Source organism: Paludibacterium sp. (assembly GCF_019232825.1).
In the GTDB taxonomy this organism is placed as follows: Bacteria; Pseudomonadota; Gammaproteobacteria; order Burkholderiales; family Chromobacteriaceae; genus Paludibacterium.
The window spans coordinates 21,177-37,797 of the sequence record NZ_JAFAND010000110.1 but is presented as its reverse complement, the minus strand read 5'-3'; the positions used below and the strand labels follow the sequence as shown (position 1 = coordinate 37,797).

Sequence of the window (16,621 nt, the reverse complement as noted above, 5' to 3'; positions counted from 1 at the left end):
GCTATGACGACGAACCCGAAACTGGAGTGCAGCGAATTCAATGTCGATTACTGGCATGGCCGCTGCGATGACGAGGAAGCGGGCTTTACCCATCGCTGGCATCAGCAGATCGGCCCGGTCGAGGCGGGCCGCGCCGGCACCACGCTGTTGGGCTTTGCCTGCCATGCCGGCGTGGTGCGCAACCACGGCCGCGCCGGCGCCGAAATCGGACCGCGCGCCCTGCGGCGCGCATTGTCCAATGTACCGCTGTCCGGCCCGGCGGACGTCTTTGATGCCGGCGACGTGTTTTGCAGCGGCGATCGGCTGGAAGAGGCGCAAGCGGCCTTCGCCCATAGCGTGAGCCGCCTGCTCGCCGATGGGCACCGCGTCATCGGCATGGGCGGCGGACACGAAATCGCGCTAGCGAGCTTCAATGGCCTGCTGGACGCGCGCCAAGCCGCAGGCGAGGCGCAACCCAAGATCGGCATCATCAATTTCGACGCCCACTTCGACTTGCGCGCGGGTCCGCGCGGCACCTCCGGCACCCCGTTCAGGCAGATCAGCGAGCGTTGCGCCCGGGACGGCGTGGCATTCAACTATCTGTGCATGGGCATTTCCCGCTTTGCCAATACCGCCGCGCTCTTTGACAAGGCGCGCGCGCTCGGCGCGCGCTGGCGCGAGGACGAGCGCCTGACGCAAGCCGATCTGAATGATGCCAAGAGCGAACTGGCCGCGTTCATCGCCGAGGTCGACCATGTCTATATGACCATCTGCCTCGACGTGCTGCCGCCGTCGCTGGCGCCCGGTGTCTCGGCGCCCTCGGCGCGCGGCGTCGAACAAGCGGTGATCGAGCCGCTCGTCGATGCCGTCGCCGCCAGCGGCAAGCTGAGGCTGTTCGATCTGGCCGAGCTCAACCCGGAGCTGGATCAGGACATGCGCACCGCGCGCGTCGCCGCGCGGCTGGTGGCGCGCGTCACCGAAGCATGGGGGCGCGATGAGCGGTAGCGGGCTGATCGACAACGTCAATCTGGCCACCTTCGACAGCGAGGGCTACGGCGAGATTCGCGACGCGGCCATCGCCTGGCGCGATGGCCATATCGCCTGGTTCGGCCCGCAGGTCGATCTCCCGGGCGAGTACATGGACTTGCGGCGCCAGGACGGCCATGACGGCTGGCTGACGCCTGGCCTGGTCGACTGCCACACCCACATCGTCTACGCCGGCAACCGCGCCGGCGAGTTCGAGGCCCGGCTCAACGGCGCGAGCTACCAGGAGATTGCCGAAGGCGGCGGCGGCATCGCCGCCACCGTGCTCGCCACGCGGCTCGCCAACGAGGACATCCTGCTGGCGATGAGTCTGCCGCGCATCGACACGCTGTTGGCCGAGGGGGTCACGACGCTGGAAATCAAGTCCGGCTACGGCCTCGATCTTGCCAGCGAGCGGCGCATGCTGCGCGTGGCCCGGCGCATCGGCGAGGAGCGCGCGCTGACCGTGCGCACCACCTTCCTCGGCGCGCACGCGTTGCCGGAGGAATACGCCGGCCGGCCCGACGACTACATCGACACGCTGTGCCAAGACTGGCTGCCGCGGCTGGCGGGAGAAGGCCTGGTGGATGCGGTGGACGCCTTCTGCGAGCGCATCGCCTTCTCGCCCGCCCAGGTGGAAAAATTGTTTGCCGTCGCCGACCGCCTGGGTCTGCCGGTCAAGCTGCATGCCGAACAGCTCTCCCTGCTCGGCGGCGCCGCGCTGGCGGCGCGCCACGGCGCGCTCTCGGCCGACCACCTGGAATGGCTGGACGAGCCGGGTGTCGCCGCCATGCGCGAAGCCGGCACGGTGGCGGTGCTGTTGCCCGGCGCGTTCTATTTCCTGCGCGAAACCCGCCGGCCGCCGGTCGACGCCTTGCGCGCCGCCGGGGTGCCGATGGCGCTGTCGACCGACTGCAACCCCGGCACCTCGCCGCTAACCTCGCTGTTGGCCACGGCCAACATGGGCGCGGTGCTGTTCTCGCTGACGCCGCAAGAAGCGCTCGCCGGCATTACCCGCCACGCCGCCCAGGCGCTGGGACTGAGCGACCGCGGCCGCATTGCGGTGGGCGCGCGCGCGGATCTGGCCTTGTGGGATATTCAGGCGCCCGTCGACCTGATCTACCACCTGGGGCAACGCCCGCTCGCCGCTTGCTGGGTCGACGGCGCACGACGGGAACTCCCGTGATCCTGCACCGGCTGACCAGCGACGATTTCCAACGCATGCCCTGGAAAAATGGCGGCGGCGAAACCGTGCAACTCGCCATCTGGCCGCCGGATGCCGGCCTCGATCACTTCGACTGGCGGCTCACCAGCGCCAATGTGGCGCGCTCCGGTCCCTTTTCGCTGTTTGCCGGCGTCGACCGCTCGTTGGCATTGGTCTCCGGCGGCATGCTCAGCCTGCATATCGCCCAGGCCGACGGCCAGCCTGCGGCCGAACGGCTGTTGCATCCCGGCGAACAGCTGGACCAGTTCGCCGGCGAAACGCCGATCTTCGCCGAGGTCACTCCGGGGCGGGCCATCGTCGACTTCAACGTCATGACCCGGCGCGCGCGTTGCCGCCATCGGCTGCAGCGCTGGCGGCTCGATGGCGAACAAACGGTCGAACATCCGCTGTGGTTCGTCTATCTCACCGCCGGCGCCCTGCGCACCGGCACGATGATGCTGTCGCTCGCGGTGGGGGAATTATTGTGGGCGCAAGGCGAAGCCGTGCTCAGAGGCAAGGCGGAGGGCTGGCTGGTGACGATCGAATCAGGCGAATAAGAACCTCTAACAGAACGCATTTCGCGGTTGGGTAGCGTGCGTTCGCGAAGCAACGCACGGCCTGCGCACTCTCACAAGACGTGCATTGCCTGCGGCGAATGCACGCTACAACACCTGAGCGGATGCCTGGCTGGTGCTTTTGTTAGAGATTCCAAGCCGTCACTCCGCATCGGGCTGGTTTTCCGGCGCCGCCGCCTGAAACGCCGGCAACGTCGTGCAGTGCGCATAGATGCGCCGCACGGTCGGCAGATGATCCAGCCGGCAATGAAAACGCTGCGCGTTGAACATCTGCGGCGCCAGGCAGCAATCGGCCATGGTCGGCGTATCGCCGTGACAGCACAGCCCCGTGCGCGCGTCATCCGCCAACAGCCGCTCCACCACCGCCAATCCTTGCTCGGTCCAGTGCCGATACCACGCATCGCGCTGGGATTGATCCAGCGCCAGCTCATCACGCAGATACGCCAGCACGCGCAGATTGTTCAGCGGGTGGATATCGCAGGCAATCGTCTGCGCCAATGCCCGCACCCGCGCCCGGTCCAGCGCGTCGGACGGCAGCAGGGCCGGCAGCGGATAGGTTTCCTCCAGATACTCGATGATCGCCAGCGACTGGGTCAGCGCTTGCCCCGCTTCTTCCAGCGCCGGCACCAGACCGGCGGGGTTCTTGTCGCGGTAGGCGGGCGCATGCTGCTCGCCGCCGTCGCGCAGCAAATGGACCGGCACGGTCTGGTAGTCGAGCCCTTTGAACGCCAGCGCGATGCGCACGCGATAGGCGGCCGAACTGCGGAAATAGCTATAGAGCTTACGCATCGGCGGCGTCTCCCGTCCTCGCCGGCATGATGTGACCGACCGCCGCGCCAAAACCGACGCGCGCTGACGCCGCGCGCTCGGCAAAGCCGCGCAATATCACCGTATCGCCGTCTTGCAGAAAACGGCGCTCTTCGCCATTCGCCAACCGCAGCGGCTGTTTGCCGCCAACGGACAGCTCCAGCAGCGAGCCGGCTTCCCCGGGTTCGGGGCCGGACATGGTGCCGCTGCCCAATAGATCGCCCGGCTGCAGGCCGCAGCCGTTGACGGTGTGGTGCGCCACCATCTGCGCCACACTCCAATACGCATGGCGGAAGCTGGTATGCGACAGGCGCTCCCCCGTCTGCCCCTCGCGCCGCATGCGCTCGGTTTGCAGCCATACCTCCAGCTGGATGTCGAACGCTCCCATCCGCCGCTGCGCGACCGACTCCAGGTAAGGCAGCGGCTGCGGATCCTCGGCCGGGCGCGTCCAAGCCGCCCGATACGGCGCCAGCGCCTCCAAGGTGACGATCCAGGGTGAAATGGTGGTGGCGAAGCTTTTGGCCAAAAACGGCCCGAGCGGCTGATACTCCCAGGCCTGAATGTCGCGCGCCGACCAATCGTTGAGCAAGCACAGCCCGAACACATGCGCCTCGGCGTCGTCCAGTGCAATGGACGTGCCGAGCGCATTGCCGGCACCAATGAAAATGCCGACCTCCAATTCGTAATCGAGCCGCTGGCACGGTCCGACGCTTGGCCGCTCGGCGCCCGGCGCCATGATTTGGCCGCTAGGACGCACAAAACGCTGGCCGGATACGCCGATCGACGACGCGCGGCCATGGTAGCCGATCGGCAGCCATTTATAGTTCGGCAACAACGGATTGTCGGGGCGGAACAGCCGGCCGACGTTGGTGGCGTGATGGATCGAGGCGTAGAAATCGGTGTAATCGCCGATGCGTGCCGGCAATGCGTATTCGGCGTCCCCCTGCGGCACCAGGCAGGGACGCAGCGCGGCGGTTTGCGCCGAACCGGCGCGCAGCGCGCGCGACAGCGCGAGGCGCAAAGCGGACCACGCTTGCGGCCCCCGCGCCATGAAGTCGTTCAGCGTCGGCGCGGCGCAGGCCGCCAGCGCCTGGGCGGCTTCGCCGTCGAATAGCCGGGCCGAGGCCAGCGCGGCCAAATCGACGATCTCGTCGCCGATCGCCACGCCACCTCGGAATGCCTCGCCGCTACCGTCGCGGCGGAACACCGCAAACGGCAGGTTCTGCAGCGTAAAGTCCTGCCCGGCCCGGCTGGCGGATTCCACCCAGCTCTTCAGAGCCGGGTCGTGCGTTTCATTCAGAAGCCCATCCATGCTCACTCCCCGAGATGGCCGCACGCCGACATCATGCGGACCTGTCTGCATTACAGCGCAAAGCTATTTATCACTCAAACAGCGTTTTTTAATGCATTCATCGGATTACCCAATAGATAGCTTAGTCTGGCGTCTTGGCATAGAGGCGGTAGCTTCGCGGCTCGCCGCGAACGATACGGTAATGGCGCAGCATTCCCTCGAAGACGAACCCACAGCGCTCAAGCACCCGCGCCGAAGCCACATTGCTGTCGAGCACCGTGGCCTGGATACGAACATAGCGGCGTTGGCTGAATCCCCATTCGGTCAGCGCGCGGCAACACATCGACGCCCACCCCTGCCCCCAGAGGCCAGCCGAAAACTCATAGGCGATTTCAGCGGTACGATGATGCGGGGAAATGGTATGAAAGCCGATGGTGCCCATGAACTCGCCACCCGGCTGGCTTCGCAGCACGAAGCGGATCGGCGAGGCGCCATCATTGGAAAGGTAGGCCGCCACCAATGGGGAGAGATCGGCGGCCGAGGCGAGCGACCAACTGGTATGCTCCGTCACGCGCGGATCGGAGAGGCACTGATACCACGCCTCAATATCCTGCTCCGTCATTTGCCGCAGCACCGCCGTATCCGTTGGCAAGCATGGCACCTGTTCAATTCGCATGAGACGCATCCTGTCTTGATGACAAGCTCAAGGCTAAGGGATCGGCCGGCATGGCGCAACGCGCCCAGTCCAGTCATGGAGAAACGCACCCATTTGACATAAATGCTGCAGACGCAAATAAAGCGCTTGCAACTAGACGACCGGTCTAGTAGAGTACGTCGCAAACTAGACGACCAGTCTAATCGCTATTTCTCCGGAGCCGTCATGAACCCGACACTCGAACAGATGCATCAACACCATAGCGTGCGCAGTTATCAAGACAAGCCGGTCGACCCGGTCGTGCTGGATGCCATTCTCGACGCCGCCTGGAAAGGCCCGACGTCCATCAATGGACAGCAAGTCTCTCTCGTCGTGGTGCAAGATGCCGTGCGCCGCGCCCGCATCGCCGAGATCGCCGGCGGCCAGCCCTGGATCGCGCAAGCACCGGTATTCGTCGCCGTGGTGATCGACTTCCACAAAACCGCGGTAGGCGCCGAGCTCGCAGGCAAGACACAGGCCATTCACAACAGCGTCGAGGGTTTCGCCGTGGGCGCGGTCGACGCCGGCATTGCGCTGGGCAACCTGATGACCGCAGCCCGCTCGGCGGGGCTAGGCGTGGTGCCGATCGGCGGCATCCGCCGCGACCCGCAAGCCATGATCGATCTCTTGGGCCTACCGCCGCGCACCTTTGCCGTCGCCGGCGCGGTCATCGGCCACATCGACCAGGACGGCAGCGTCAAACCGCGTCTGCCGCGCGCGAGTTTCGTGCACCGCGAACATTACGACACCAGCGTGATCGCACCGTCGATTCAGGCCTATGACATCACGCTGAATCAATACTGGCGCCAGATTGGCCACACCGACGGTCAACCCTGGTCGGCCAACACCGCCGAGACCTACCAAACCGTTTATTTCCCGCTGACCGCCGTGGTGGCGAAAAAGCAGGGCTTTGGCTTCGATCAATAAAACCGGAAAGGACATTCCATGAGCTTTGACAAGCTGTTCACGCCGCTGAAAGTCGGTGCCGTCACCCTGAAAAACCGCGTAGTGATGGCCCCGCTGACGCGCCTGCGCAATACCGAGCCGGGCGATGCGCCCACCGCGCTCGCGGTCGATTATTACCGCCAGCGCGCCAGCGGCGGGCTCCTGATCGCCGAGGGCACGCATATTTCGCCGACCGCCAAGGGCTATGCCGGCGCGCCCGGCATCTACAGCGAAGAACAGGTGCGCGCCTGGCAGCCGGTGACCGCCGGCGTGCATCAGGCGGGCGGGCTGATCGCCTTGCAGTTGTGGCATACCGGGCGTATTTCGCATCGCTCGCTGCAACCCGACAATGACGCGCCGCTCGCGCCGTCGGCCATCCGCGCCGACAGCAACACCAACGTGCGCACCGCCGACGGCGGTCTGGCGCGCGTGCCGTGCGACGAGCCGCGCGCGATGGAGGTGTCCGAAATCGAGGACTTGCTCGAAGACTATCGCCGTGCCACCGACAACGCGCGCCGCGCCGGCTTCGATTTGGTGGAAATCCACGCGGCGCACGGCTATCTGTTGCAACAGTTCTTGTCGCCGCAGTCCAACCTGCGCACAGACGCGTACGGCGGCAGCATCGAAAACCGCGCCCGCCTGGTGCTGGAAGTGGTCGACGCCGTGGTGGGCGAATGGTCGGCGGACCGTGTCGGCATCCGTATCTCGCCGCTGGGCATCTTCAATGGTTTGTCGGACGTCGGCCAAGAAGAAATGGCGCACTACCTGGTCAAGGAACTGGCACGGCGCAAACTGGCGTTCCTGCATATCTCGGAGCCAGACTGGGCCGGCGGCCCGGCGTTGACCGAAGCGTTCCGCCAAGCGGTGCGCGCCGAATATCCGGGCGTGATCATCGCCGCCGGCGGCTACGACGGCGATAAGGCGGAAGCCGTCATCGCCAAGGGCTATGCCGACGCGGTGGCGTTCGGCCGCAGCTACATCGCCAACCCCGACTTGGCGGAACGTCTGCAGCAAGGCGCGGCGCTGAACCAGCCCGATCTGGCCACGTTCTACGGCGGCGGCGCCAAGGGCTATACCGACTACCCGACGCTGTAAGCGCTTCCCGCATCAACAAAAGCGGCCTGATGCAGGCCGCTTCTTTTTTTGACCTTAGGGCGTGCCGTCAGGTGTTTGGCGCAATGCCGCGCATCGCGCGGCGATTGCGCCCTACCGCCCCGGACGCATCTTCCCTTAGGGCGCACTCGCCGAAGGCAGTGCGCCACAGACACGCATGACACAAAACCCAACGGGACACCGCTTAGCGGCCGCTTTCGCAGCCGAGCCAGCGCAAAGCGCCGGGCAGCACGCTCACGCGCACCGGCGCGCTGCCAAGTTGTTCGCCGTCGGCTTCCAGCGGACAACCGGGGGGATCGCTGCTCACCCGCACGCCACGGCTCTTGGCATAACGCACGCGCGCGTCGTCGATGCGGCGCGTCTGGCGCATCAACGGCATGAAGCGTAGAAACGCCACCACCGAGGCATTGCGGATCATGACCACGTCCAACAGACCGTCATCCTGGCGCGCCTCGGGCGCCACCCCCAATCCCCCGCCGAAATAGCGCCCGTTGGCCAGACAGAGATCGACCATCGGCTCCTCGATCACCGTGCCTTCGTCAAACGTCACCTGCATGCGCGACGGCCGCCAGGTCAACAGCGACAACACCGCGCCCAGGCCGTAGGCGGGGCCGGCGGGCAGCCAGCGCGGCATGCGCGCGACGCGCTCGACCACGGCCGAGCTGACGCCGAGCGAGGCAATGTTGGCGAAGTAACGCGTCCACGGCGCCTCGCCCAGCGTGTCGATGCGGCCCAGATCGAGCCAACGCGCGCTGTCGCGCTGAATCAGCCGGTAGAGCCGGGACACCGAGGCGCTCATGCCGAGCGAACGGGCGAAGTCATTGCCGGTGCCGACCGGCAACACACCGAGCGTCACCCGCGCGCGCCGTTCGGCCGGGGCGCGCATCACGCCATTGACCACCTCGTGCACGGTGCCGTCGCCCCCCACGGCGATGACAAAATCGCAACCTTGCGTCACGGCCAGGCAAGCCACCTCCTCGGCGCGCAGGCCCGAGGTGGTGATGTGAATTTGCACGACGAAGCGGCGAGAGAACTGCCGCAACAGCCGGTCTGGCCAATGCGAGGGACTGCGGCGCCCATGCAGAATGAAGCAAATATGCGGTTGAGCCATCAGTGAAGGTTACGGGTTAGCGGCCATACAGCGCAAGCCGCATAAAGGGGAGCAGCCAAGGCGCCCCCCCTCTGATTATGATGGCGGCGGTTGTCGTCAACCGGTCCCACAAGAAGAGGAGTGACATCATGCGCTTTGATGGCGTGACGGAAAAAATTTGCCTAACCCCGGGTATGGGGGCCGCCTTGTTATGCGGATCGCTGTGGCTGGAGGCGAGCTTCGCCGCGCCCGCCGCGGCGCCGCCCCCGGCCTCGCTGGCCGAAAAATTGAAACACATGGAGGTCAGGCCCTACCGGGTGAACTGCTTTTTCAGCCCCATTCAATGCCTGCTCAAGGGAAACGATAAGTTGCGCCTTTCCGTCCTCCGGCCCAAATCGTAGCCCGGATCAGTCAAATCCCACAGCCAGCCGCGGCATCAGCGGCTGGCCCCGCTGCGTGCGTGTGATTACGGTGGAAGACGTAATCCAGCGGCCACAGCCGTTGGACGTTCCCCACAGCCAGATGGAAAGGAATCGATCCATGTTCATCCAACACCGCCACGCCACATTCAGCCTTCTCGCCTGCGCGCTGTGCCACAGCGTCATGTCACCCGCCGCCCTCGCCGCGGAGGCCCGCTCGGCGCAACAGCCAACCGCCAACAGGCTGCACTCATCCAAATTGGCCGAACTGATCCGGAACGGCGCCGTCAAACGGTTCACCCACAACTGCTATTTCAGCCCAATCCAGTGCGTGTATTTGCACGACTAATCCCTCCGAGACAAAGGAACCGAGCCATGCCGACCGCTTCTCGACGCGCCCCTTCGAACCGATTCGCCCGCTTTGGCGCGGCACTGGTATGTTGTCTGCTGTTAGCCGGCGCCGCCGAGGCGTCATCCGGACAGGCGCCGGCAGTGGAAGTGGTGCGCTTCAAGTTCAACTGCTATTTCAGCCCGATCCAATGCTTCCCCAACGCCAGCAATGAACCGCTCTACGTGTTGCGGCGGTCATAGGAGCCCTCATGCCGACACAAAACCAACCGTTCTCCCCCTTCCTTGCCGCCTGCGCGTGCGCCGCACTGTTCTGCGGCCTGGTGTTGCCGCGCGCCGGCGCGGCCGCCCCCTCGCTGACGCGCGCGCCCGTGGACGAGCGCGCCTTGTCGCTGGAGGACAAGCTCAAGCAGCCCGGCGCACGGGTTTACCGGCTCAACTGCCTGCTCAGCCCCGTCCAATGTCTCGCCAACCGTGACGGCCAACGGGTCGTCGTCGTTCGGCGCAAGTCTTGATCCCTCCCCCTGCCCTCTCCCTGGGAGGGGGCGCTCGCTTCGCGAGCATGGGTGAGTCAACACCCTCTGACGATCATCGTTGCCGATGATCGTCTCGCCCTTTTCTCCCGGCTGGATGCAAGCCGCCGACGCTTGAGCCATAAATAAAGCGTGCAGCGAGGCGATGGTGCGGGCGAGGCGCATTCTGGTGGCGCGTTGCGAAAACGGCTACACTATGCGATTGCCTTGGGCGCGCGACAACGCGCCCGACGCCGCGCCGGGTGAGACCGATCCCGTGTGCCGCGACCTCGACTGTTTATCGATGGAACATTGCATGGAACAACATACCGACAAGGCCCTGGTGGTGCTCTCCGGCGGCCAGGACTCGACAACCTGTCTCTTTTGGGCGATCCGCCGCTTTGGCCAGGCCAACGTCTCGGCGGTCACCTTCGACTATGGCCAGCGCCACCGCATCGAGCTGGAGGCGGCGTCGACCGTCGCCAAACTCGCCGGCGTGGCGCAAACGGTGCTGCCGATCGACACCTTTGCCGCCATCGGCGGCAACGCCCTGACCGATGCCTCGCTGACGCCGCAAACCGGCGAAGCGCACACCGACGCGCTGCCCAATACCTTCGTGCCGGGACGCAATCTGATTTTCCTGACCTTCGCCGCCGCCCTGGCCTACACCCGCGGCATCGGCCATATCGTCACTGGCGTCGCGCAAACGGATTACTCCGGCTACCCAGACTGCCGCGAAAACACGCTCAAGGCGTTGGAATTGGCCATCCGGCTCGGCATGGACGCGCCGCGGCTCACGCTGCACGCGCCGCTGATGTACATGACCAAGGCGGAAACGGTGCATCTGGCAGAGGAAGTCGGCGCCATGGCGGCCATGGCCTGGAGCCATACTTGCTACAACGGCGCGGTGCCGCCATGCGGCGAGTGCGACTCGTGCCGGCTGCGCGCGCGCGGCTTCGCCGAGGCCGGCGTCGCCGACCCGCTGATCGAGCGAACCGCGCGGAGCTGACATGCATACCACCTTTCTGTTGGCCGCCACCGGTTTCGAGGCCGCCAGGCGCATCCCCGGCGCCACCGACGAGCGCCTGGTCAATCTGCACGGACACAGCTTCCGTGCGTTGGCGCGCGCCGACGCCACCCATACCGATCAAGCCTCGCTGGAAGCCGCGCTTCGCGATGCCGCCGCCGCGCTGGATTACGCGCAGATCAACGACACGCTGGCCGATCCGAGCGATCTGGGCATCGCGCGCTTTTTAGCCGACAGCATTTCCAGCCCGGTGACCTTGGCGCTGCAAAGTTCGGCGCGCCGTGGCGCGCTGGTCGACAACCAGACCGCGCTCATCCATCTCAACGTCTCGTTCGAGGCCGCGCATCAATTGCCGCAAGTGCCGTCCGGCCACAAATGCGGCCGCCTGCATGGCCACCGTTTCGGCGTGAGGCTATTCGCCGATGCCAGCCGTTGCGACCACATGCAGTTGGAAGCGGCCTGGCTGCCGTTGTTCGATCAGCTCAATCACCACTATCTGAACGACATCGACGGCCTGGACAACCCGACCAGCGAAGTACTGGCCAAATGGCTATTCGAACGCCTGCGAGAGGTATTGCCAGCGCTCGCCTGGGTCGAAGTGCGCGAGACCCACAGCGCGGGCAGTCAATACGATGGCCAGCGCTTCAACATCTGGAAGGAGCAGCGCTTCGAAAGCGCCGTGCCGTTCGACGCCAGCGGCGCCTACACCGGCCACAGCTATCTGATTCGCCTGATGCTGACCGGCGACTTGGACCGCACGATGGGCTGGGTACTCGACTTCGGCGACGTCAAAGACCGCTTCAAGCCGGTCTACCGTCAGCTCGACCACAACCCGCTCGACCGTCTCTCCGGCATCCGCAACGGTAAGAGCACCTCGGTGGCGGAATGGGTGCACATGCACCTGTCGCCGCTGGTGCCCGAACTCGCGCGCATCGATCTGTACGATACCGCCGAACGCGGCGTATCGCTGACCTTCGACCACGACATGCGCTGGCCGCTTTTGTAGGGTGGGGTCATGTACACGGTCAAGGAAATCTTCTACACACTACAGGGCGAAGGCCGGCAAACCGGCCGCGCCGCGGTGTTTTGCCGTTTTGCCGGCTGTAATTTGTGGAGCGGCAAGGAGCGCCACCGCGCCCAGGCCATCTGCCAATTCTGCGATACCGACTTTGTCGGCGCCGGGCCGGACGGCGGCAAGTTCGCCGACGCCGCCCGGTTGGCCGACCGCATCGCCGCCACCTGGCCCGACCTCGGCCAAGGGACGCCCTACGTCGTTTGCACCGGCGGCGAGCCGCTCTTGCAGCTGGATACGCCATTGATCGACGCTTTGCACGCGCGCGGCTTCGAGGTGGCGGTGGAAACCAACGGCACCGTGGCCGCACCGGCGGGCATCGACTGGATCTGCGTCAGCCCCAAGGCCGGCGCGCCGCTCGAGCAGACGTCGGGCGACGAGCTCAAGCTGGTTTATCCGCAGCCCGGCGCGCTGCCGGAGGCTTTCGAGGGGCTCCAGTTCGCCCACTGGTACCTGCAGCCGATGGACGGCCCGGACGCTGCGGCCAATCGGCAGGCCGCCATCGATTACTGCCTGGCGCATCCGCGTTGGCGGTTGTCACTGCAAACCCACAAGGTCATCCACATCCGTTGAGATTTTCTCGCCGGCGGCGGATGCGGCTATGCAATAATCATCGTCAAATAGATTAATCCGACGCCCCGAAGCGTCCCTTCCTCTCTCGAGACGATGACCGCAAACGCGATTACCCTGGTTGTGCAATCTCCCAAGCCGCTCGACGACGCGCGGCTTTCCCGGCTGGTCAAACTGACGAGCGCCAGCGCCGTCGAGCGCACCGCGCCGACGCAAGCGCGCCTCACCGCCGCCAATTTACGCCTGCGCGCCGAGGTCGCCGACCTCTGCCACGACTGGTCGTGGGACGCGGGCTGGATGCCGAGCGCGATGCGTTTTGCCGACCTGGGTCTCGTCGTCTCCGATATGGACTCGACGCTGATCACCATCGAATGCATCGATGAAATCGCCGACATGCAGGGATTGAAAGCGCACGTAGCGGCCATCACCGAGCGTTCGATGCGCGGCGAGCTCGACTTTGCCGCCTCGCTGACGGAACGGGTGGCGCTGTTAGCCGGACTCGACGCTTCCGCGCTCGACCGGGTCTACCATGAACGGCTGCGTCTAACCCCCGGCGCGGAAGCGCTCGTCACCGCCTGTCAGCGGCAGGGGGTGAAATTCATGCTGATTTCCGGTGGCTTCACCTACTTCACCGACCGACTGCGCGCCAGCCTGCGGCTCGACTATAGCCACGCCAATCAATTGGAAATACGCAACGGCAAACTGACCGGCCGCGTGCAAGGAAGGATCATCGACGCCGACGCCAAGCGCGACTTGCTGATCGAAACGCGCGAACGGCTTGGTCTTGCCCCGCACCAGGTATTGGCCGTGGGCGACGGCGCCAACGATTTGAAAATGTTGGGCGAAGCGGGCATCGGCGTGGCGTTTCAGGCCAAACCGGTGGTGCGCGCGCAAGCGGACGCGACGATCAATGCCGGCAGCCTGGATGGCCTCGTGCGTTTGTTCCGCTAATTCCGCCCGATTGTGCTTCAATGATTATTGAATATACCGAGGTCACACATGTCATTGCTCCCAACGCTCGCCACCGCCAGCTTTGACGCCGAGCTGCCGTTTGCCGCCATCCCCCTGCCGGAGAGCGGCTGTACGCCGCAGCAGGTGCGGGAAACCCGGCTGGCGCTCAAGGTGCTGGCCGCGCCGGTCGACAGCGTGGAAAACACCGATCCGCTGTTGCAACGACTGGAGGCCAAGCTTGACCTGGCGTTGGAAGTCAGCCTGTTGTCGCGCTATCCGCAACGGCCGGCGCTGATGGACTGCCGTGTCGGGCTCGATGCCGTGGGTTGGCTTTCGCCGCACCCGTTCACGCTGGGCGAACGGCTGCGGCTGGAAATGTTTCCGCATGCCGACTCGGCGCTGATCCTCTATCTGGCGGTGACCGTCAGTGGCAGCGTCCCGGTGGCGGGCGGGCATCAAATTACCGTCGACATCCGGCCGACATTTGACGAATTCACCTTGCACCTGTGGGAAAAATGGGTGTTCCGGCGTCATCGCCGCGGCATCCTGGCCCGTTAGCTTAGGGCCTAGACAGGCCCTAGCCCCAGGGTGCCGACAACGACCGCGTTTAAGGAGAGGCTTCATGAACACCCCTGACTGTGCCGCGCCCGCGCTCGACCCCTGGGAAGGCTTTCACGGCGGCAAATGGCAACACGCCATCGACGTTCGCGATTTCATCCTGCTCAACATGACGCCCTATAGCGGCGACGACGCCTTTTTGTGCGGCCCCAGCGCGCGCACCCGCGCCATCTGGGCCGCGCTCACGCCGCTGTTGAAGGAAGAACACGAAAAGGGCGTGCTGGATGCCAGCACCGACGTGGGCGCCGGCATTACCGCCTATGGGCCGGGCTACATCCTCAAGGAGCAGGAGCTGATCGTCGGCCTGCAGACCGACAAACCGCTCAAGCGCGCCATCATGCCGTTTTCCGGCATTCGCATGGTCGAAACGGCGCTCAATGCCTACGGTTATCAGCTCGACCCGACGCTGAAGGATACCTTCAACCGCTACCGCAAAGACCACAATCAGGGCACCTTCGACGCCTACAGCGCGGAAATCCGCGCTGCGCGCAAATCGGGGGTCATCACCGGTCTGCCGGATGCTTACGGCCGCGGCCGCATCATCGGCGACTACCGCCGGGTTGCGCTGTACGGCGTCGACCGGCTGATCTCCGATCGGCAGGCGCTGTTCGACGAGCTGGACGAGCGCGACTTCACCGAGGAAGTGATCCGGCTGCGCGAGGAGCTGTCGGAACAGTACCGGGCGTTGGGCGAACTCAAGGCCATGGCGGCCGGCTACGGCTTCGATATCAGCCTTCCGGCGACCACGGCGCAAGAAGCGGTGCAATGGGTGTATTTCGGCTATCTCGCCGCGGTGAAGGAACAAAACGGCGCCGCCATGTCGTTGGGCCGCGTATCGACCTTCCTCGACATCTACTTCACCCGCGACCTCGCCGCGGGACGGATCAGCGAGGAGCGCGCGCAGGAGCTGATCGACGACCTGGTGATCAAGCTGCGCATCGTGCGCTTCCTGCGCACACCGGAATACAACGAATTGTTCTCCGGCGACCCGACCTGGGTCACCGAAAGCATCGGCGGCATGGCCATCGACGGCCGCACGCTGGTGACAAAAAACAGCTTCCGCTTTCTCAACACCCTGCACAATCTGGGGCCGGCGCCGGAACCGAACTTGACCGTACTGTGGTCGGAGCAGCTGCCGCAGGGGTTCAAAGACTTCTGCGCCAAAACCTCGATCGAAACCAGCGCGATCCAGTACGAGAGCGACGACGTCATGCGTCCGCATTGGGGTGACGACTACGGCATCGCCTGCTGTGTCTCCGCCATGCGCATCGGCAAGCAGATGCAGTTCTTCGGCGCCCGCGCCAACCTGGCCAAGGCGCTGTTGTACGCGATCAACGGCGGCGTGGACGAAAAGTCCGGTGCGCGCGTCGCGCGCGGCTTCTCCCCCATAGACAGCGAACTGCTCGATTTCAACGAGGTCATGATCAAGTACGATCTGCTGCTCGACTGGCTGGCGCGTACCTACGTCAAGGCGCTCAACTGCATCCATTACATGCACGACAAGTACGCCTACGAGCGCATCGAGATGGCGTTGCACGATCGCGACATCCTGCGCACCATGGCGTGCGGCATCGCCGGCCTGTCGGTGGCCGCCGACTCGCTGGCCGCCATCAAGTACGCCAAGGTGCACGTGATCCGCAACGAGCAGGGATTGGCGGTGGACTTCAAGATCGACGGCAGTTATCCGGCCTTCGGCAACAACGACGACCGCGTCGACCAGATTGCCGTGGATCTGGTGCGCCGCTTCATGGACAAGGTGCGCAGGCAGAAGACCTATCGCAACGCGATGCCGACGCAATCGGTGCTGACCATCACCTCCAACGTGGTCTACGGCAAGAAGACCGGCAACACGCCGGATGGCCGCCGCGCCGGCGAGCCGTTCGCCCCGGGCGCCAACCCGATGAACGGCCGCGATCATCTGGGCTTCGTCGCCGCGGGCGCCTCGGTGGCCAAGCTGCCGTACGACGATGCGCAAGACGGCATCAGCTGGACCGCCTCGGCCACACCGGATGCATTGGGGCATACGCTGTCGGAGCGCATCGCCAACCTGTCCAATTGCCTGGACGGCTATTGCTGCGCCGGCGGCTTCCACGTCAACGTCAACGTGTTCAACCGCGAAACGCTGGTCGATGCCATGGAACATCCGGAGCAGTATCCGCAGCTGACCATCCGCGTGTCGGGCTACGCGGTGAACTTCATCAAGCTGTCGCGCGAGCAGCAGCTCGACGTGATCAACCGAACCTTCCACGCCAGCATATAACATCGTGGCGCCGGCCCCCCCGGCGCCACGAAAAACGACGCTTGACTACGACAGGGACCCGTTCCGGGCTATACTGACGCCGGTTTCGGCATCTGCGGCCTAGGGTCGTCTGCAAATCCCAAT

Annotated in this window: 19 protein-coding genes and 1 pseudogene; 16 read left to right on the top strand and 4 right to left on the bottom strand. The window is 65.1% G+C overall.

What is annotated here, in order from left to right:
- Nucleotides 1-3 precede the first annotated feature (3 nt).
- From hutG to JOZ06_RS14045, 3 genes are read left to right on the top strand one after another with little or no spacing between them, the layout of a single operon-like run.
- Nucleotides 4-984 (top strand): formimidoylglutamase, encoded by a 981-nt coding sequence (gene hutG / locus JOZ06_RS14055; RefSeq protein ID WP_293233482.1) that lies wholly within the window; start codon nt 4-6, stop codon nt 982-984.
- A complete protein-coding gene (gene hutI / locus JOZ06_RS14050) occupies nt 974-2,188 on the top strand; it encodes an imidazolonepropionase (protein ID WP_293233481.1) in 1,215 nt (404 codons plus the stop codon). The genes hutG and hutI overlap by 11 nt, the downstream gene beginning before the upstream one ends.
- Nucleotides 2,185-2,763: a HutD family protein gene (locus JOZ06_RS14045; RefSeq protein WP_293233479.1), complete on the top strand. Its 579-nt coding sequence runs from the start codon at nt 2,185-2,187 to the stop codon at nt 2,761-2,763. Before hutI ends, JOZ06_RS14045 begins: the two co-directional genes overlap by 4 nt.
- A gap of 159 nt (nt 2,764-2,922) precedes the next feature.
- Here JOZ06_RS14045 and maiA read toward each other — a convergent pair whose 3' ends face one another.
- From maiA to JOZ06_RS14030, 3 genes are all read right to left on the bottom strand, one after another.
- Entirely contained in the window at nt 2,923-3,570 is a 648-nt protein-coding gene (gene maiA / locus JOZ06_RS14040; protein WP_293233477.1) for a maleylacetoacetate isomerase, read from the bottom strand.
- Nucleotides 3,563-4,900, bottom strand: a complete 1,338-nt coding sequence (gene fahA, locus JOZ06_RS14035) for a fumarylacetoacetase (protein ID WP_293233475.1) — start codon at nt 4,898-4,900, stop codon at nt 3,563-3,565. Before fahA ends, maiA begins: the two co-directional genes overlap by 8 nt.
- A gap of 121 nt (nt 4,901-5,021) precedes the next feature.
- Nucleotides 5,022-5,555, bottom strand: a complete 534-nt coding sequence (locus tag JOZ06_RS14030) for a GNAT family protein (protein ID WP_293233473.1) — start codon at nt 5,553-5,555, stop codon at nt 5,022-5,024.
- Nucleotides 5,556-5,759: 204 nt separating this feature from the next.
- Here JOZ06_RS14030 and JOZ06_RS14025 point away from each other — a divergent pair, with 204 nt between their 5' ends.
- Nucleotides 5,760-6,500: an NADPH-dependent oxidoreductase gene (locus JOZ06_RS14025; RefSeq protein WP_293233471.1), complete on the top strand. Its 741-nt coding sequence runs from the start codon at nt 5,760-5,762 to the stop codon at nt 6,498-6,500.
- 18 nt (nt 6,501-6,518) lie between these two features.
- On the top strand, nt 6,519-7,613 hold the full coding sequence (nemA, locus tag JOZ06_RS14020) for an N-ethylmaleimide reductase (RefSeq protein ID WP_293233469.1): 1,095 nt from the start codon (nt 6,519-6,521) through the stop codon (nt 7,611-7,613).
- A gap of 202 nt (nt 7,614-7,815) precedes the next feature.
- Here nemA and JOZ06_RS14015 read toward each other — a convergent pair whose 3' ends face one another.
- Nucleotides 7,816-8,742: a diacylglycerol kinase family protein gene (locus JOZ06_RS14015; RefSeq protein WP_293233467.1), complete on the bottom strand. Its 927-nt coding sequence runs from the start codon at nt 8,740-8,742 to the stop codon at nt 7,816-7,818.
- A gap of 128 nt (nt 8,743-8,870) precedes the next feature.
- Between JOZ06_RS14015 and JOZ06_RS14010 the strand changes: the two genes are divergently transcribed.
- The 11 genes and pseudogenes from JOZ06_RS14010 (at nt 8,871) to pflB (ending at nt 16,498) form a co-directional block, all read left to right on the top strand.
- Complete coding sequence (locus tag JOZ06_RS14010) at nt 8,871-9,122, top strand: hypothetical protein (protein ID WP_293233465.1); 252 nt, start codon at nt 8,871-8,873, stop codon at nt 9,120-9,122.
- A 139-nt stretch (nt 9,123-9,261) separates the two neighbouring features.
- Nucleotides 9,262-9,489 (top strand): hypothetical protein, encoded by a 228-nt coding sequence (locus JOZ06_RS14005; RefSeq protein ID WP_293233463.1) that lies wholly within the window; start codon nt 9,262-9,264, stop codon nt 9,487-9,489.
- A 26-nt stretch (nt 9,490-9,515) separates the two neighbouring features.
- Nucleotides 9,516-9,731 carry a hypothetical protein gene (locus JOZ06_RS14000; protein WP_293233461.1) on the top strand — a complete coding sequence of 72 codons (216 nt, stop codon included), beginning with the start codon at nt 9,516-9,518 and terminating at the stop codon, nt 9,729-9,731.
- 8 nt (nt 9,732-9,739) lie between these two features.
- Complete coding sequence (locus JOZ06_RS13995) at nt 9,740-10,003, top strand: hypothetical protein (RefSeq protein WP_293233459.1); 264 nt, start codon at nt 9,740-9,742, stop codon at nt 10,001-10,003.
- 313 nt (nt 10,004-10,316) lie between these two features.
- The gene (gene queC / locus JOZ06_RS13990; RefSeq protein WP_293233457.1) at nt 10,317-11,009 is read left to right on the top strand and encodes a 7-cyano-7-deazaguanine synthase QueC; all 693 of its coding nucleotides are present in this window, start codon (nt 10,317-10,319) and stop codon (nt 11,007-11,009) included.
- A gap of 331 nt (nt 11,010-11,340) precedes the next feature.
- Nucleotides 11,341-11,667: pseudogene (locus tag JOZ06_RS13985) on the top strand (6-carboxytetrahydropterin synthase); the annotation flags it as partial.
- A 39-nt stretch (nt 11,668-11,706) separates the two neighbouring features.
- The gene (locus tag JOZ06_RS13980) at nt 11,707-12,033 is read left to right on the top strand and encodes a 6-carboxytetrahydropterin synthase (RefSeq protein ID WP_293233512.1); all 327 of its coding nucleotides are present in this window, start codon (nt 11,707-11,709) and stop codon (nt 12,031-12,033) included.
- 9 nt (nt 12,034-12,042) lie between these two features.
- On the top strand, nt 12,043-12,672 hold the full coding sequence (gene queE, locus JOZ06_RS13975; protein ID WP_293233455.1) for a 7-carboxy-7-deazaguanine synthase: 630 nt from the start codon (nt 12,043-12,045) through the stop codon (nt 12,670-12,672).
- A 93-nt stretch (nt 12,673-12,765) separates the two neighbouring features.
- Complete coding sequence (gene serB / locus JOZ06_RS13970) at nt 12,766-13,620, top strand: phosphoserine phosphatase SerB (protein ID WP_293233453.1); 855 nt, start codon at nt 12,766-12,768, stop codon at nt 13,618-13,620.
- A gap of 48 nt (nt 13,621-13,668) precedes the next feature.
- Nucleotides 13,669-14,178: a hypothetical protein gene (locus JOZ06_RS13965; RefSeq protein WP_293233451.1), complete on the top strand. Its 510-nt coding sequence runs from the start codon at nt 13,669-13,671 to the stop codon at nt 14,176-14,178.
- A gap of 64 nt (nt 14,179-14,242) precedes the next feature.
- Nucleotides 14,243-16,498 carry a formate C-acetyltransferase gene (pflB, locus tag JOZ06_RS13960; protein ID WP_293233449.1) on the top strand — a complete coding sequence of 752 codons (2,256 nt, stop codon included), beginning with the start codon at nt 14,243-14,245 and terminating at the stop codon, nt 16,496-16,498.
- Nucleotides 16,499-16,621: the final 123 nt, after the last annotated feature.

Bases quoted from the DNA above. Each gene is read 5' to 3' on its own strand.
- hutG (WP_293233482.1), top strand. From the start codon at position 4: ATGACGACGAACCCGAAACTGGAGTGCAGCGAATTCAATGTCGATTAC.
- hutI (WP_293233481.1), top strand. From the start codon at position 974: ATGAGCGGTAGCGGGCTGATCGACAACGTCAATCTGGCCACCTTCGAC.
- maiA (WP_293233477.1), bottom strand. From the start codon at position 3,570: ATGCGTAAGCTCTATAGCTATTTCCGCAGTTCGGCCGCCTATCGCGTG.
- fahA (WP_293233475.1), bottom strand. From the start codon at position 4,900: ATGGATGGGCTTCTGAATGAAACGCACGACCCGGCTCTGAAGAGCTGG.
- JOZ06_RS14030 (WP_293233473.1), bottom strand. From the start codon at position 5,555: ATGCGAATTGAACAGGTGCCATGCTTGCCAACGGATACGGCGGTGCTG.
- JOZ06_RS14025 (WP_293233471.1), top strand. From the start codon at position 5,760: ATGAACCCGACACTCGAACAGATGCATCAACACCATAGCGTGCGCAGT.
- nemA (WP_293233469.1), top strand. From the start codon at position 6,519: ATGAGCTTTGACAAGCTGTTCACGCCGCTGAAAGTCGGTGCCGTCACC.
- JOZ06_RS14015 (WP_293233467.1), bottom strand. From the start codon at position 8,742: ATGGCTCAACCGCATATTTGCTTCATTCTGCATGGGCGCCGCAGTCCC.
- JOZ06_RS14010 (WP_293233465.1), top strand. From the start codon at position 8,871: ATGCGCTTTGATGGCGTGACGGAAAAAATTTGCCTAACCCCGGGTATG.
- JOZ06_RS14005 (WP_293233463.1), top strand. From the start codon at position 9,262: ATGTTCATCCAACACCGCCACGCCACATTCAGCCTTCTCGCCTGCGCG.
- JOZ06_RS14000 (WP_293233461.1), top strand. From the start codon at position 9,516: ATGCCGACCGCTTCTCGACGCGCCCCTTCGAACCGATTCGCCCGCTTT.
- JOZ06_RS13995 (WP_293233459.1), top strand. From the start codon at position 9,740: ATGCCGACACAAAACCAACCGTTCTCCCCCTTCCTTGCCGCCTGCGCG.
- queC (WP_293233457.1), top strand. From the start codon at position 10,317: ATGGAACAACATACCGACAAGGCCCTGGTGGTGCTCTCCGGCGGCCAG.
- queE (WP_293233455.1), top strand. From the start codon at position 12,043: ATGTACACGGTCAAGGAAATCTTCTACACACTACAGGGCGAAGGCCGG.
- serB (WP_293233453.1), top strand. From the start codon at position 12,766: ATGACCGCAAACGCGATTACCCTGGTTGTGCAATCTCCCAAGCCGCTC.
- JOZ06_RS13965 (WP_293233451.1), top strand. From the start codon at position 13,669: ATGTCATTGCTCCCAACGCTCGCCACCGCCAGCTTTGACGCCGAGCTG.
- pflB (WP_293233449.1), top strand. From the start codon at position 14,243: ATGAACACCCCTGACTGTGCCGCGCCCGCGCTCGACCCCTGGGAAGGC.